Annotated in this window: 12 protein-coding genes; 6 read left to right on the forward strand and 6 right to left on the reverse strand. The window is 65.7% G+C overall.

Translation table 11 applies throughout. From position 1 onward, the window contains the following. The first annotated feature begins 123 nt into the window (after window positions 1–123). Window positions 124–420, forward strand: coding sequence for an antibiotic biosynthesis monooxygenase family protein (locus ACH82I_RS08900; protein WP_413336706.1), 297 nt, complete (start codon window positions 124–126; stop codon window positions 418–420). Window positions 421–495: 75 nt separating this feature from the next. Here ACH82I_RS08900 and ACH82I_RS08905 read toward each other — a convergent pair whose 3' ends face one another. Both ACH82I_RS08905 and ACH82I_RS08910 read right to left on the reverse strand, forming a co-directional pair. Then, the gene (locus ACH82I_RS08905) at window positions 496–1,230 is read right to left on the reverse strand and encodes a potassium channel family protein (protein WP_230748448.1); all 735 of its coding nucleotides are present in this window, start codon (window positions 1,228–1,230) and stop codon (window positions 496–498) included. A 66-nt stretch (window positions 1,231–1,296) separates the two neighbouring features. Further along, window positions 1,297–2,631: a TrkH family potassium uptake protein gene (locus ACH82I_RS08910; RefSeq protein ID WP_230748449.1), complete on the reverse strand. Its 1,335-nt coding sequence runs from the start codon at window positions 2,629–2,631 to the stop codon at window positions 1,297–1,299. A 164-nt stretch (window positions 2,632–2,795) separates the two neighbouring features. On the opposite strand from ACH82I_RS08910, the gene ACH82I_RS08915 reads away from it, so the two are divergent. Next, a complete protein-coding gene (locus ACH82I_RS08915; protein WP_413336707.1) occupies window positions 2,796–4,250 on the forward strand; it encodes an APC family permease in 1,455 nt (484 codons plus the stop codon). A 128-nt stretch (window positions 4,251–4,378) separates the two neighbouring features. On the opposite strand, the gene ACH82I_RS08920 is transcribed toward ACH82I_RS08915, so the two are convergent. Next, window positions 4,379–5,683 (reverse strand): glycine cleavage T C-terminal barrel domain-containing protein, encoded by a 1,305-nt coding sequence (locus ACH82I_RS08920; protein ID WP_230748451.1) that lies wholly within the window; start codon window positions 5,681–5,683, stop codon window positions 4,379–4,381. Window positions 5,684–5,842: 159 nt separating this feature from the next. Between ACH82I_RS08920 and ACH82I_RS08925 the strand changes: the two genes are divergently transcribed. From ACH82I_RS08925 to ACH82I_RS08940, 4 genes are all read left to right on the forward strand, one after another. Beyond that, window positions 5,843–6,709 carry a methylenetetrahydrofolate reductase gene (locus tag ACH82I_RS08925; protein ID WP_413336708.1) on the forward strand — a complete coding sequence of 289 codons (867 nt, stop codon included), beginning with the start codon at window positions 5,843–5,845 and terminating at the stop codon, window positions 6,707–6,709. A 158-nt stretch (window positions 6,710–6,867) separates the two neighbouring features. Further along, complete coding sequence (locus ACH82I_RS08930; RefSeq protein WP_413336709.1) at window positions 6,868–7,308, forward strand: carboxymuconolactone decarboxylase family protein; 441 nt, start codon at window positions 6,868–6,870, stop codon at window positions 7,306–7,308. 14 nt (window positions 7,309–7,322) lie between these two features. Continuing rightward, window positions 7,323–8,228: a sigma-70 family RNA polymerase sigma factor gene (locus tag ACH82I_RS08935; RefSeq protein ID WP_413336710.1), complete on the forward strand. Its 906-nt coding sequence runs from the start codon at window positions 7,323–7,325 to the stop codon at window positions 8,226–8,228. A gap of 24 nt (window positions 8,229–8,252) precedes the next feature. Continuing rightward, window positions 8,253–8,936 (forward strand): hypothetical protein, encoded by a 684-nt coding sequence (locus ACH82I_RS08940; protein ID WP_413336711.1) that lies wholly within the window; start codon window positions 8,253–8,255, stop codon window positions 8,934–8,936. Between the two features lie 102 nt (window positions 8,937–9,038). On the opposite strand, the gene ACH82I_RS08945 is transcribed toward ACH82I_RS08940, so the two are convergent. The 3 genes from ACH82I_RS08945 to ACH82I_RS08955 form a co-directional block, all read right to left on the reverse strand. Further along, window positions 9,039–9,818, reverse strand: a complete 780-nt coding sequence (locus ACH82I_RS08945; RefSeq protein ID WP_413336712.1) for an IclR family transcriptional regulator — start codon at window positions 9,816–9,818, stop codon at window positions 9,039–9,041. A gap of 223 nt (window positions 9,819–10,041) precedes the next feature. Beyond that, window positions 10,042–11,301: an aminopeptidase P family protein gene (locus ACH82I_RS08950; RefSeq protein ID WP_413336713.1), complete on the reverse strand. Its 1,260-nt coding sequence runs from the start codon at window positions 11,299–11,301 to the stop codon at window positions 10,042–10,044. Window positions 11,302–11,597: 296 nt separating this feature from the next. Continuing rightward, window positions 11,598–13,109 carry a PucR family transcriptional regulator gene (locus tag ACH82I_RS08955; protein ID WP_413336714.1) on the reverse strand — a complete coding sequence of 504 codons (1,512 nt, stop codon included), beginning with the start codon at window positions 13,107–13,109 and terminating at the stop codon, window positions 11,598–11,600. Window positions 13,110–13,200: the final 91 nt, after the last annotated feature.

Consider the following 13,200-nt stretch of genomic DNA (forward strand, 5'->3'; position numbering starts at 1 on the left):
AGACCAGAACGGCACCATGGTGGACAGCTGAGGCAGGACTCAGTTCCGCGTCATAGGCTCGAGAATGACTCGCCACCTCGGCGTCGTCATCTGCACTCGATCAGCACCGGAGAAGGAGTCAACATGTCCGTCGTTGCCATCAACACCCTCACCGTCCCCGAACCCGCCCGCGCCGAACTCGAGAAGCGCTTCGCCGCGCGCAAGCACTCCGTCGACGGAGCTCCCGGCTTCGAAGGCTTCCAGCTGCTGCGCCCCGTCTCCGGCGGAGACAAGTACTTCGTCTACACCCAGTGGGCCACCCGTGAGGACTTCGAGAACTGGAAGCAGAACCGGAAATCCTCCCACGAGTCGACCGGCAAGGAGCCCGTCTCCAGCGCAGCCGAACTCCTCGAATTCGAGGTCGTCGACCTCGGCGACTGAGTCGACCTCGGCGAGTGATCCGTCGACCTCGACTGACGGTCCTTCGGCGGCTGACCGCCCCTCAGCCCTCGGCCTTCACCCCTCGGTGTCCTTGTCGAGCTCGCTGAAGACCTCGACATGGTGGGGGCTGCCGGCGATGAGGATCTCGTCATCGGCGTAGAGCGTGACGTCGCGGTCGGCGATGTCCCAGCGGGAGCCGCCCCGACGTTTGAACGCGACGACCGTGACATCGTATTTTCCGCGCAGCCCCGTCGAGGCCAACGGCACATCGGCGATCCGCACGGGCGGGGTGGTGCGAGCGAGCACGAAATCCTCGTCGATCGGCAGAAAGTCCGAGATGTGCCCGCGGATCAGGTGCGCCAGACGGCGGCCCATGTCGTTCTCCGGGCTGATCACATTGGGGATGCCCAGCTGGTGCAGGATCTCGGCGTGGGGCTCGCTGATCGCCTTCGCCCAGATATGGCGATTGCCGAGCTTGAGGATCCGTGAGGCCACGAGGATGCTCGCCTCGAGATCGCTGCCGATGGCGATGACGACGCGGGAGACCTCGTCGATGCCGAGCTGACGGAGGACCACCTCGTCGGTGGCGTCACCGCGGGACACATGAGCGAGCCTGTCGGCGAATTCGGCCACGACCGCCTCGGCGATGTCGATCCCGATGACGTCGACCCCATGGCTCGCGAGCTCCTTGGCCAGGGATCCGCCGAACCGCCCCAGACCGATCACGGCCACGGCACCGTCCTTGGCCAAGCGGGTGGGATCTCCGGTGAAGAACGACGCGGAGCGCGCCATCCAGTTCTTCTCAATCATCTCTGTGGACCTTTCGTGTCTGCATTGTCTGTGGTGTCGCCGTCATTGGGCGGGCCTTGTATCCGGTCATCCGATGAGCGGCCGCTCCTTCGGCAGTTCGAAGCGCAGCGGTCGCGAGCGAAGGGCCAGCCCCGTGGCCACGGTGACCGGGCCCAGGCGGCCGAGGATCATCGTGAGGATGAGGACGATCTGGCTCAGCGGCGGCAGATCCGCGGTGATCCCGGTGGAGAGTCCGACGGTGCCGAATGCGGAGATGACCTCGAAGAGGATCCGGTCGAGACCGAGCTGCGGTGCGTCGAAGAGGATGAGCATCGTCGCGCAGACGATGAGTCCGAGGGCGAGGACGATGACGGTCGTGGCCTGACGATGCACCGACCGCGAGATGCGCCGTCCGAAGAGATTGACGGCGCGGCCTCCGCTGATCTCCGTCCATGTCGTCGCGGCCAGCACCATCACGGTCGTGATCTTCACCCCGCCCGCGGTTCCGGCGGGACCGCCGCCGATGAACATGAGGATGTCCATTCCGAACCAGGTCAGCGAGTGCATCTGGCTGATGTCGACGGAGTTGAATCCGGCCGTGCGCGTGATCGTGGACTGGAATGCCGAGGCCTGCAGCTTGCCCCAGGCGTCGAGGTGGCCCATGGTGCCGGGATTGTTCCATTCGAGCACGGCGATGAAGGCGGTGCCGCCGATCAGCAGCAGCGGAGTCATCACCACCATCACCCGCGTCGTCAGCCCCCAGGTGAACGGTGAGCGGTAGCGGCGGACCAGTTCGATGAGCACGGGATAGCCGAGCCCGCCGAGGATGACCGCAATGGCGATCGGCCCGCAGACGAATGGATCGGCCACGTAGGCCATGAGGTTGTCCGACTTGAGCCCGAAGCCGGCGTTGTTGAAGGCCGAGATCGCGTGGAACACGGCGTTCCATGCCGCCTGGCGCGGCGGTTCGTCGTAGTGGATCGAGAACCGCAGGAACAGCGCCGAGGCGACCGCGAGTTCCGTACCGAAGGTCAGCCCCGCGATCCGCAGCACCATCGGCTTGATGCCGCCGATGACCTCGCTCTTCGTCTCCGATGCCACCGAGCGGCGCAGCTTCAGACCCGCTTTGCGGGCGATGAGCAGTGCCAGCAGGGCGGTGAGCAGCAGGACTCCGAGACCTCCGACCTGGATGAGGGCGAGGATGACGAACTGTCCGAAGAAGGTGAAGTCCTGCCCGGTGTCGAGGACGACCAAGCCCGTCACGCTCAGCGACGAGGTGGCGGTGAAGAGAGCCGAGAGGAGGGAGATTCCGCCGGGTGCGACGGTGGCCGCCGGGGTCATGAGCAGACTCGTTCCGATGACGAGTGCCGCCAGGTAGCCCGCGATGACACGATCGATCGCGCTGCGATGTGAGCTGTGCACAGAGGAAATCTAGCACCACCGGAGTCACAGAGCGCTGACTCTCCGGTATCTCTCAGAATCCTGCTACTCTGCCAATCAGTGAACACTCAACGGGCTCGAGCAGCGAACCGGTCACCGGCGATCGCACCGCGGGCACGGCCCCGACCGAAATGACGAGGTTGATCATGAGCCAGGCCGAGACAGAGCTGCACGACCGCGGCCACGGATTCGTCAGAGCATTGGGCACGGTCGATGCCCTGTTCATCGGCTTCGGCGCGATGATCGGCTTCGGCTGGGTGGTGCTCACCGGCGACTGGCTGAGCGGCGCCGGCACGCTGGGCGCGATCCTCGCCTTCGTCGTCGGCGGCATCATCATGTGCTTCGTCGGCACCGTGTACTCCGAGATGGTCGCGGCGATGCCCCATGCCGGAGGTGAGCACAACTACCTCATTCGGGCGATGGGCCCACGGGTCTCCCTGTTCGGGTCATGGGCGATCACCGGCGGCTATATCAGCGTGGTCATGTTCGAGGCCGTCTCGGTGCCGAAGACCGCGGTCTACCTGTTCCCGAACCTCGAGCAGATCAAGCTGTGGAACGTCGCCGGCTTCGACGTCTACCTCACCTGGGCCCTCGTCGGCACGATCTGCGCGATCGTCATCGCCTGGGTCAACATCCGCGGCGTCAAGGTGGCCTCACTCGTTCAGACCTTCGTCGTCTGGTTCCTCATCATCGTCGGCCTCATGCTGCTGACCGGCGGCTTCATCGGCGGAGAGATCGAGAACACCGAACCGCTGTTCACCGGCGGCGGGGCCGGCTTCATCGGGGTCATGGCCGTGGTGCCGTTCCTGTTCGTCGGCTTCGACGTCATTCCCCAGTCCGCCGAGGAGGTCAAACTTCCACCGGCCAAGATCGGCAAGCTCGTCGTCGTCTCCGTGGTCATGGCCATCGCCTTCTACGTGATCATCATCGGCACCACCTCGCTGGCGTTGCCGGCCGATCAGATGGGCACCCACGATCTCGTCACCGCCGATGCTCTGTCGATCATGTTCAGCTCGGCCATCTGGGGCAAGATCGTCATCGCCGGCGGGCTGGCCGGCATCATCACCTCGTGGAACGCCTTCCTCATGGGCTCCTCGCGCCTGATGTGGGCGATGGCCACGGCCGGCATGATGCCGAAGTGGTTCGGCAAGCTCCACCCGAAGTACCGCACACCGTCGAACGCGATCATCTTCATCGGCACCCTCTCCGCGATCGCCCCGTTCTTCGGCACCGCGGCGCTCGGGTGGATCGTCGACGCCGGGTCCCCCGCGATCGTCATCGCCTACTTCCTCGTCAGCGTCGGATTCCTCGTTCTGCGCAAGCGCGAACCGAACATGGAACGCCCCCTGCGGATCGGAGGAGCCCGGGGCGGCGGCTTCGTCATCGGCGTGATCTCCTCGGTCCTCACCTTCATCCTGTTCATCCTCTACATCCCGATCACCCCGGTCTCCGCACAGCTGGCTTGGCAGTCGTGGGTCGGCTTCGCCGTCTGGCTCCTCGTCGGCGTCATCTTCATGTTCCGTCTGCCGACGGGCGTCAAGGCAGGCCCGAATGCGGAGAACGAGCTGCTCGCGAAGGTGAAGTCCCTGCGGAAGAAGTGAGTCGGCGGACAGCACAGACGAGCGCGGCCAGCGGCTCAATGCCAGGCTGACCGCGCTCGGTTCAGGGGCGGCCCCCGACTTCCGCACTGTCGTCACGTCGCAGCGTCATGCGACGCCGCGACGGAGGTTCACACGGCGGCGTCGAGTCCCTTCGTCTTCAGACGTTCGCGCTGGTTGGGGTTGACGCTCGGACGGAACGGCATCTCGACCACCTCGGCGCGGACCGGCTCACCTGGGGTGTCGGCGAACGGCTCAGGCAGATGCACCCAGTACTCGGTGCCCAGCGCGGTCGCCGTCGCCGGAACATGAGCCATGGCGATATTGGCCTCGAGCTCCGGCGAATACCACGGTGAGGTCACATAGCCCACGGCCTCACCGTCGGCGGACGCGCTGACCAGCCAGAAGTCCGGCGCGTAGTCGGTGATGGGTTTGCCTCCGACCAACAGACCGACGAGCTGGGTGGAGTACGGCGGCGTCCCCGCCTCGATCTGGGCGCGTACCTCCTCGAGCTTGGCCTTGCCGATGTAATCGGCCTCCTTCTTCCGCGGCACCTGGTAGGAGAGGTTGACTTGGAAGGGGTAGGTCTCGAAGTCCATGTCCTGACCCCAGGAGAGGATGCCCGCGGCGATCCTCCGGTGGTGGCTGGGGGCGACGACCTTGAGGTTGTAGGGCTCACCGGCGGCGAGCACCGCGTTCCACATGTCCTCGGCGTACTTCGTCGCATCTTTGAGGTAGATCTCGTAGCCCTTCTCGCCGGTGAACCCGGTCTGGGAGATGATGACGTCGTGCCCGCCGACCTGGGCTTCCATGAGTCCATAGCTCGGCAGGGTCCGGCCCTCCTCACCGACGAGATCGGAGATGACATCGACGGACTTCGGGCCCTGGACCTGCACCGGTGCGACGTCGATCTCCTGGATCGTGACGTCGTACTTCGCGCCGACGTTGACCCCCTGCAGCCAGAGCATGAGATCGGTGTCGGAGAGGCTGAACCAGAATTCGTCGATCGCCACTCGCAGCAGGATCGGATCGTTGAGGATGCCGCCAGCTTCGTTGCACAGGATCACGTAGCGGGCGCGCATGACGGGGATCTTGGTTGCGTCACGGGTGATGACGTAGTTGACGAACGCCTCGGCGTCGGGCCCTTTGACCTGAATCTGGCGTTCCACGGCGACGTTCCACAAGGTGACGTCGTTGACGAGGGACTGGTACTCGACCATCATCCCTCCGTCTTCCCGCGGCACATAGCCGCGCGGGTGGTACATGCGGTTGTAGATCGATGCCCTCCAGCATCCCTGCTCGACGGACAGCTCCCAGTACGGCGACTTGCGCACTCGGGTGTCGATGAGCATTTCGACCGGGGTCGGGCCTGATTGGCGAAGGTTGATCGGGACGGCTCTGTCGCTCTGATCCACTGACGGGACGTTGTTGTCCATGGTGTTCCCCCTGCTTGCAGAGTTTTATATTATGGAACTGAATTCCCATATTATGGGTGCTTTGAGTGTAGAATCGGGGCCACAGGAGATGCAAGGACTTCTGACCGGTAACTTAGGCGTGTTGCGATCACCGCGACCGCCGGCCGAAAGGAGACGAGGTTGTCTGCCGCAACGCTGAGTTCGCTGCTCCGATCCGCCCGCTACGAGATCCTGCCCACCGCGGGCGTCGTCGAACGCGTCCACGAATATGTCGCCCCCGGCCGAGTGATCACGGTGACCGCGTCGACCGGCCTGACGCTTGAGGCGACCCTGTCGACGGCCGAGCAGCTGCAGGCGCTCGGCTTCCACGCCGTCCCGCATATCGCCGCCCGCATGGTGCAGGGCCGGACCGAGCTCGAGGAGATCGTCGCTCGGATCACCAAGGCGGGAATCGACCGGATCTTCGTTCCCGCCGGTGACGCCACCCCGCCCGCGGGCGGGTACGCCGGCGCCCTCGACCTGCTCGTCGATCTTGCGAGCATGGCCCCGCCGATCCAGCACCTCGGCGTCTCCGCCTACCCGGAGACGCATCCGATCATCCCCGATGACGTGACCATCCAGGCGATGTGGGACAAACGCGACTACGCGACCCACCTCGTGTCGAACCTGTGCTTCGATCCCGCCGCCGTCGCCGCGTGGCTGGCCCGGGTCCGGGGGCGCGGGGTCGAGCTGCCGCTGATCCTCGGCATCGCCGGGAAGGTCGAACTCGCGAAGCTGGCGCGGGTGGCTTCGAAGATCGGCGTGGGCGAGTCGACGAGGTTCCTGCGGAAGAACACCGCGACCTTCACCCGCATGGCCAAGCCCGGCGGCTACAACCCGCGGAAGTTCCTCGACAAGCTCGGCCCGACCCTCGACGATCCGGCGTTGGGTGTGGCCGGGCTGCACATCTACACCTTCAACCAGATCAAGGACACCGAGGTGTGGCGGCGCAAGCAGCTCGCCGCCCTCGGGGAGGCCGACCTCGACGGGGTGACCACGAGCTCGTAGCGGTGGGGCCCCTGCCCGCAGAGTGATCAGCGATCCCGCCACCCCTGTCACAATTTCCGCTCGCCGCCCGACAACCATGATGTCGGGCGCTCCCCTGCGCGCGACGAGACTCCTCGGCGCGATACACATCGAGCCGACTTCGACCGAAAGGGACACCCATGGCACGCATCAGCATCGATCAGATCAACAAGAAGGGCTACTCCGCCGTCCTCCACCTGGACACCTACTGCAGGCAAGCGCTCGGGGCCGAACTCTACGACCTCGTCAAACTCCGCGCCTCGATCGTCAACGGCTGCGGGTTCTGCGTCGATATGCATTCGAGCGACCTCGAGAAGCTCGGAGTTCCCTCGCGCAAGCTCTACGCCGTCTCCGCCTGGCAGCATGCCGGATCGCTCTTCGACGACAGGGAGCGCAGCGTCTTCGCCCTCACCGATGCCGTGACCACGCTCGGTCCCGAGACCGTCACCGACGAGATCTGTGACGCTGCGGCCGAGCACTTCTCACCCACGGAACTCGGTGACCTGCTGCTGGCGATCTCGACGATCAACACCTGGAACCGCCTGGCCATCGCCACCGAGACCACGCCGCCGGAGGCCTGATCTAGAGTGGACGCGTGGACGAGACCGAGCCAGGCATCGTGAACGACACAGACACCCTCACCCCGGCGACCCGCACCTGGGCCGCCGAGCGAGGGCGCCTGTTCGGCATCGCCTATCGGATCCTCGGCGATGCCGGCCACGCCGAGGATGTTGTCTCGGAGGTCGGCATCGCCGCGCTCGTCCATGAACGCGAAGCCACCGAGCCGATCGACTCCTGGTCCGCGTGGCTGACGACGGTGTGCGTGCGACGGGCCATCGATCACTCCCGCCACCTTGCCACCGTCAAGGAGGACTACCCGGGGCCTTGGCTTCCCGAACCCATCGCGACCGATCAGCTGCCCGAGGAGGCGGTTGCGAACAGGGAGCTGCTATCTCTGTCGCTGCTCCACCTGGCCGAGCAGCTCTCCCCCGAAGCTCGCGCCGCCTTCGTCCTCACTCGAGCCTTCGGCATGAGCACCGAGGAGGTCGCCGAGATCCTCGAGAAGCAGCCCGCCGCCGTTCGCCAGATGATCTCCCGCGCCGCCCGCCGGTTGGATGCCGGCCGGGAGACGACTCGACCGGCGAATCGCAGGGCGCTCGATCGCCTCGTCGATGCGATCCGGAGCGGCGATATGGCCACCTCGGTGCGCCTGCTGCTCTCCGACGATGCCGTGCTCTGGACCGATGGGGGCGGAAAGATCGCCTCGGCGCTCAACCCCGTCTTCGGGGCCGAGAAGATCGTTCGCTTCTTCACTTCGGTGCTCACTCCCGGTGATCCGGACGGTCAGGACGTCCGCGGCATCGTCGAGGTCAACGGCGGCCTGGCAATCGCACTCAGCCGAGACGGTCGCGACCGGATCCTCGATCTCGAACTCGATGCGGCAGGCCTCATCCGCGGCCTGCGGATGGTGAACAATCCAGACAAGCTCGACCGGATCTGAGGCGGGCCGAGTACCCTGAAGACCATGAGTGAACGCGTCTTCGCCGCGGGGCTCATCGATTCCGATTCCCGTGGCGATCTGTTTCTGCGCCAGCGCGAGCTCCCTGATGAGGACGTCGAATCGGTCGCCGAGGTGGAGCCGCTGACTCATCGTGTCCGCGGGGACTCTTGCTTCGTGAGAATCGTCGATCCGAGGCACGCGCTGCCGACCGTTCCCAGCTGGTCGGGTGTCTTCGGCACGGTCACCGACGAGGCTCTCGCGGGCAGGGATTCGCCGATGATCTGCGTTGACGAGGTCGTGGACTATCCGAGCGAGAATCGGGACGGCTGGGACGAACTGACGCCCGTCAGCGGCAGCCACCTCGTCGTCGAAGGCACTCCCGACTTCATCCGCCTCGGCCCGAGCAGACTCGTCAGCGGCAACTTCTCGTTCGAGACCGCCGACATCGACATCGCCGAGGCGACGAGCAACACGATCGTCAATTCAACTCTGTGGAACGATCTGACCTCCATCGGTGCAGGTCACGTACCCGGAAAAGGCTTCACCAATCACCTCGACGTCGACATCGTCACGGATGAGATGCGGGACTGGCTCCTGCTCTCACCGGGTCTCATCCACGTCCGCCCGATTGTGCAGAGGCCGGCAGGGCTGCAGCCGCGAAACCGACTGATCACTCCCGAACCGATCGACCTCTCAAACAACCGGTGACCGATACGTGCCACGCGGTCGCCACCGGGTTGACCCGCTGGCGCAGCTGGCCGACCGGACCACCGGCTCACTATCATCAGTGACACGGCCGACGCGCAGTCCTCAGTGTCCGCCGAGGCTGCGGGTGACCTTGAGTGCCGCGGTGACGCAGCTGCGACTCAGGCGCTCCAGGGTCGGAGCGTCGACCCTGAACATCGGCGCGGGGATGAGGATCGCGGCCACCGTCTCACCGCGGTGGTCCCTGACCGGCGCGGCGATGCCCACCGCCTCGGACGAGGTCTCGCCGTAGTTGATCGCGTAGCCGCGCTCGGCAACCTCGGCGAGCTTGTCGAGATAGCCGCCGATCGCAGCCTCGTCGCCGAGTTCCGTGATCGTGCCGGCCGCGATGAGCTCCCGCGCGCGCTCGGCGTCCCCGGCGGCGAGGAAGACCTGGACCGACGCACTGTGCGCGGTGCCGTACCGCGAGCCGAGGCTGGCGGTGTGCTTGACCTCGTGAGCGCTGGGAATCTGTTCGACGGTGATCGACTCCGCCCCGTTCCACACCATCAGTGCACTGGTCTCGCCGGTCTCCGCCGTGAGGTTCTGCAGGATCGGATAGCTTGCACGCCGCACGTCGAGATCGGCCAGCAGCGGCCCGGCGATGGCGATGATGCCCAGTCCCAGGCGGTACCTCCGGGACGAACCCTGCTCGACGATTCCCTCGCGTTCGAGCGAAGCGAGGATCCGCGACACGGTGCTCTTGTGCAGCCCTACCCGGGGCGCGATCTCGGTGACTCCCAGCTCCTGCCGGTCGGGGCTGAAGCAGCGCAGAATCGCGACGGTGTTCTCGATGACCGATGCGCCCCGCCCGCTGGGTTCCGAGGTCGAAGTCTGCTGTGGCATAGTCCTCATCCTATTATCCGCCGAGGCGGTTCAGCGCGGCCCAGCGCACGGCAGGCCTCCCGCGCACAGCAGTCGCCCGGCGAATGTCATGACCGAGCGAATCGCGCACAGCAGTCGCCCGGCGAATGTCATGACCGAGCGAATCGCGCACAGCAGTCGCCCGGCGCACGGGGTGCGGCTGCACCACCGTCCGCCGGGCGACCGGGTTCGGGCCGACGCGATGTCAGGCGGGAATGATGTTGTGCTCAGGGCCGAACGGGAACTTGGTGATGTCCTCGGATCCGTTCTCACCGACCACGACGATGTCATGTTCGCGGTAGCCGCCGGCACCGGGCTCACCCTCCGGGAGCGTGATCATCGGCTCCATCGAGATCACCATGCCGGGCTCGATGACGGTGTCGATGTCCTCGCGCAGCTCGAGTCCGGCCTCGCGACCGTAGTAGTGGCTGAGCACTCCGAACGAGTGCCCATAGCCGAACGTCCGGTTCGCGAAGAGTCCGTGTTCGATGTAGATCTCGTTGAGTTCCGCGGCGATGTCCCTGCAGACCGCACCGGGCTTGATGAGCTCGATACCGCGCTTGTGCACCTCGACGTTGATGTTCCACAGCTCGAGCGAGCGTTCGTCGGGCTGGCCGTAGAAGAGGGTGCGCTCGAGCGCGGTGTAGTAGCCCGACGGCATCGCGAAGCAGTTAAGGCTGAGGATATCGCCCTTGCGCACTGTCCGTGTCGTCGCCCAGTTGTGGGCGCCATCGGTGTTGATCCCGGACTGGAACCACACCCAGGTGTCCCTGATCTCCTGATCGGGGAAGGTCTTCGCGATCTCGTGGACCATCGCCTCGGTGCCGATGAGGGCGACCTCGTACTCGCTGATGCCCTCGGTGATTGCGGCCCTGATCGCCTCGCCGCCCAGATCGCCGATGCGGGCGCTGTGCTTGATCACCTCGATCTCCTCGGGTGACTTGATCATCCGCTGCCGCATCGCCGCCTGCGCGATGTCGACGAGCTCCGCGTCGGGGAATGCCGACTGGATCTTGTTCCGATTGTCCAACGGCAGATTGTCATCCTCGACGCCGAGGCGCTTGGGAGCCGGGACCCCGCGCTGGCGCAGGCCCTCCTGGATCGCATAGAGGTAGTTGTCACGGCGCCAGTCCGTGTAGACGATGTTCTCGCCGTAGCTGGTCCGCCAGGGCATGCCCGCGTCGATGTTGGCCGTGATCGTCACCGAGTCATCGGCGGTGACGACCATCGCGTAGGAGCGTCCGAAGTAGGTGAAGAGGAAGTCCGAGTAGTACTTGATGTTGTGATACGAGGTCAGGATGACGGCGTCGAGTCCCTTCTCCGCGATGATCGCCCGCAGTCCCGTGAGACGCCGTTCCATCTCGGCGTCGGAGAAGGTCAGCGGAGTCTTGGATCCGTTGTGGAGGACCTTGAGGCGTTCGAGATCGGCGACATCGGTGGCCTGTGGCGAAGTGGTGGCAGTCATTGTTTCTCCTTCGAACCGGTCGGTCATCAGCGACACGACGCAAGCGAAATCAAGTGTTGCATTCAGTACAACCTTGTTGCATAAACGTTAGAGCCGCTCGTCGACCGAGTCAAGCGTTCAATCACTGAGCTTCGAATTTCCACCACCGCGCCACGGGGACGCTGCCGCACCACGGCGCCATTCGTCGCACCGCGAACTCACCGGCGGACAGCGAGACTGAACGCCGAAGGATCGCGAGACCGGTCGACGGCCGGTCGCAGGAGTGCGCGCCGCCGATCCAGGGATGCCGCCGGCGCTCATGCCGAGTGGTACTTGCTCGGAATCTGCCGCAGGGCACGCAAGGCCACCGCCAGCCCCGTGATCCGGCCGGTGCCGCGTGGATCGCCGCCGATCAGCGAGAAGATCCGCTGCAGCCGGTTGTGCATCGACTGCCGCTCGAGGAAGAGCGACCGGGCGGTCTCGGCGGTGTTGCATCCGGTCCTCAGCCAGGCTTCGAGAGTGTCGACGAGGGAGGTCCCCCGCCGTGCGTCATGGTCGATGATCTCGCCGAGCAGCTCATCGACGAGGCGGATCTTCACCGCCGATCCCAGATTGGCCGTGAGCAGGCGGTCGATGATGGAGGCTTCGGAGTCGAAGACCTCCGCACGACTCGGCCGCGCTGCCGCCAGCTCCAGGGTCAGCCGCGCCTGGTCGAGGGAGTAGGCCCCGCCGCGAATCCCGTCGACGACCGGCCCGACGCAGATCGCCGACTCGAGGTCGTCGATGGCCCGATTCAGCTCCGCGAGCAGTGTGGATCGGCGACCCCGGCGGTCACGTGATCCGAGGAGTGCGAGGCCGATCGTCTCACCGGGGTTCGCATACACGATCGCCTGCTCGACATGGCCGGCCAGCACGGTGTCGAGCCTGCCGCGCAGCCGGTTCGAGTCCGTGGTCCGCGCGGCGATCATCACCAGCGGCTGTTCCGGATCCACTCCGGCGGACTCGCACAGATCGGTCAGCGCCGTCTCGCGGGAATCGGCTGCGACCGCGCGGATCAGTTCGATCCCTGCGATGTCGCCCAGTGATGGTCGGCGCTGCTGGAGAAGCGCCAGGGCAAGGACGTCGGCGACGCGTTCGCCGACGATCTGCGCAAGCGGCTCCTGTTCCGGCGAGGGCAGATCCATCCTCAGCGTGGCCGCCACGATCCCCCGCAGCGAGATCTCGATGTCGACGGTCTCCGCCGCCGACTCCGGGGCCCCGTGCGTGCCGGTCACCCCGAGCAGTTCGTCAGAGAGGGTGCCGGGCACCAGGAGGGACACGGTCACGGCCGTCTCCGCGGCGATCACCTCGAGCAGCTGCCGGATGCCGGCGCCGTTGGCCAGCTCGACCGACACGGAGTGGGAGATCTCGTCGGCTCTCTGCAGGGTCGCCACCGAATCGCTGACGAGCGAGCTGTTGATCGACTCGGCGATCTCCACGAAGGGCACCACTCGGCGCAGTTCGATGAGCGGAAGGCCGATCTCTGCCGCCGCCTGGATCACCCGACTGGGAATCTCACGCAGCTCACCGCCTGTCTCGAGCGCCAGAGCCGCGACGTGATGTGCGGCGAGTTCGCGGACGTAGCGATCCTGCCTCACGCCCGAGACCCTCGACAGGGCCGTTCCACCGGAGAGGAGGAACTCGCCGCCGAGCAGCAGCGGACCGATGTCGAGCACCTCGCTCGAATGGACCCAGCGCACGGTCAGATCGTCCAGTCGATGACCACCCGTGCGCACAACAGGGTCGGCGGCCTTCATCCAGTCATGGGCCAGCAGGTCTCGCAGATTCACAATATCGACACTCCGTCATGCCATCGCCTAGTTTTGATTGACAGAATACTCGTTGTCGCGCTCCCGGCGCACACCTAGGCTGGCAGTCATC

This window comes from Brevibacterium sp. GP-SGM9, assembly GCF_047300845.1.
GTDB lineage: Bacteria > Actinomycetota > Actinomycetes > Actinomycetales > Brevibacteriaceae > Brevibacterium.

Excerpts from the sequence above, each read along its gene's own strand:
- ACH82I_RS08900 (WP_413336706.1), top strand. The coding sequence starts at position 124 with ATGTCCGTCGTTGCCATCAACACCCTCACCGTCCCCGAACCCGCCCGC.
- ACH82I_RS08905 (WP_230748448.1), bottom strand. The coding sequence starts at position 1,230 with ATGATTGAGAAGAACTGGATGGCGCGCTCCGCGTCGTTCTTCACCGGA.
- ACH82I_RS08915 (WP_413336707.1), top strand. The coding sequence starts at position 2,796 with ATGAGCCAGGCCGAGACAGAGCTGCACGACCGCGGCCACGGATTCGTC.
- ACH82I_RS08920 (WP_230748451.1), bottom strand. The coding sequence starts at position 5,683 with ATGGACAACAACGTCCCGTCAGTGGATCAGAGCGACAGAGCCGTCCCG.
- ACH82I_RS08930 (WP_413336709.1), top strand. The coding sequence starts at position 6,868 with ATGGCACGCATCAGCATCGATCAGATCAACAAGAAGGGCTACTCCGCC.
- ACH82I_RS08940 (WP_413336711.1), top strand. The coding sequence starts at position 8,253 with ATGAGTGAACGCGTCTTCGCCGCGGGGCTCATCGATTCCGATTCCCGT.
- ACH82I_RS08945 (WP_413336712.1), bottom strand. The coding sequence starts at position 9,818 with ATGCCACAGCAGACTTCGACCTCGGAACCCAGCGGGCGGGGCGCATCG.
- ACH82I_RS08950 (WP_413336713.1), bottom strand. The coding sequence starts at position 11,301 with ATGACTGCCACCACTTCGCCACAGGCCACCGATGTCGCCGATCTCGAA.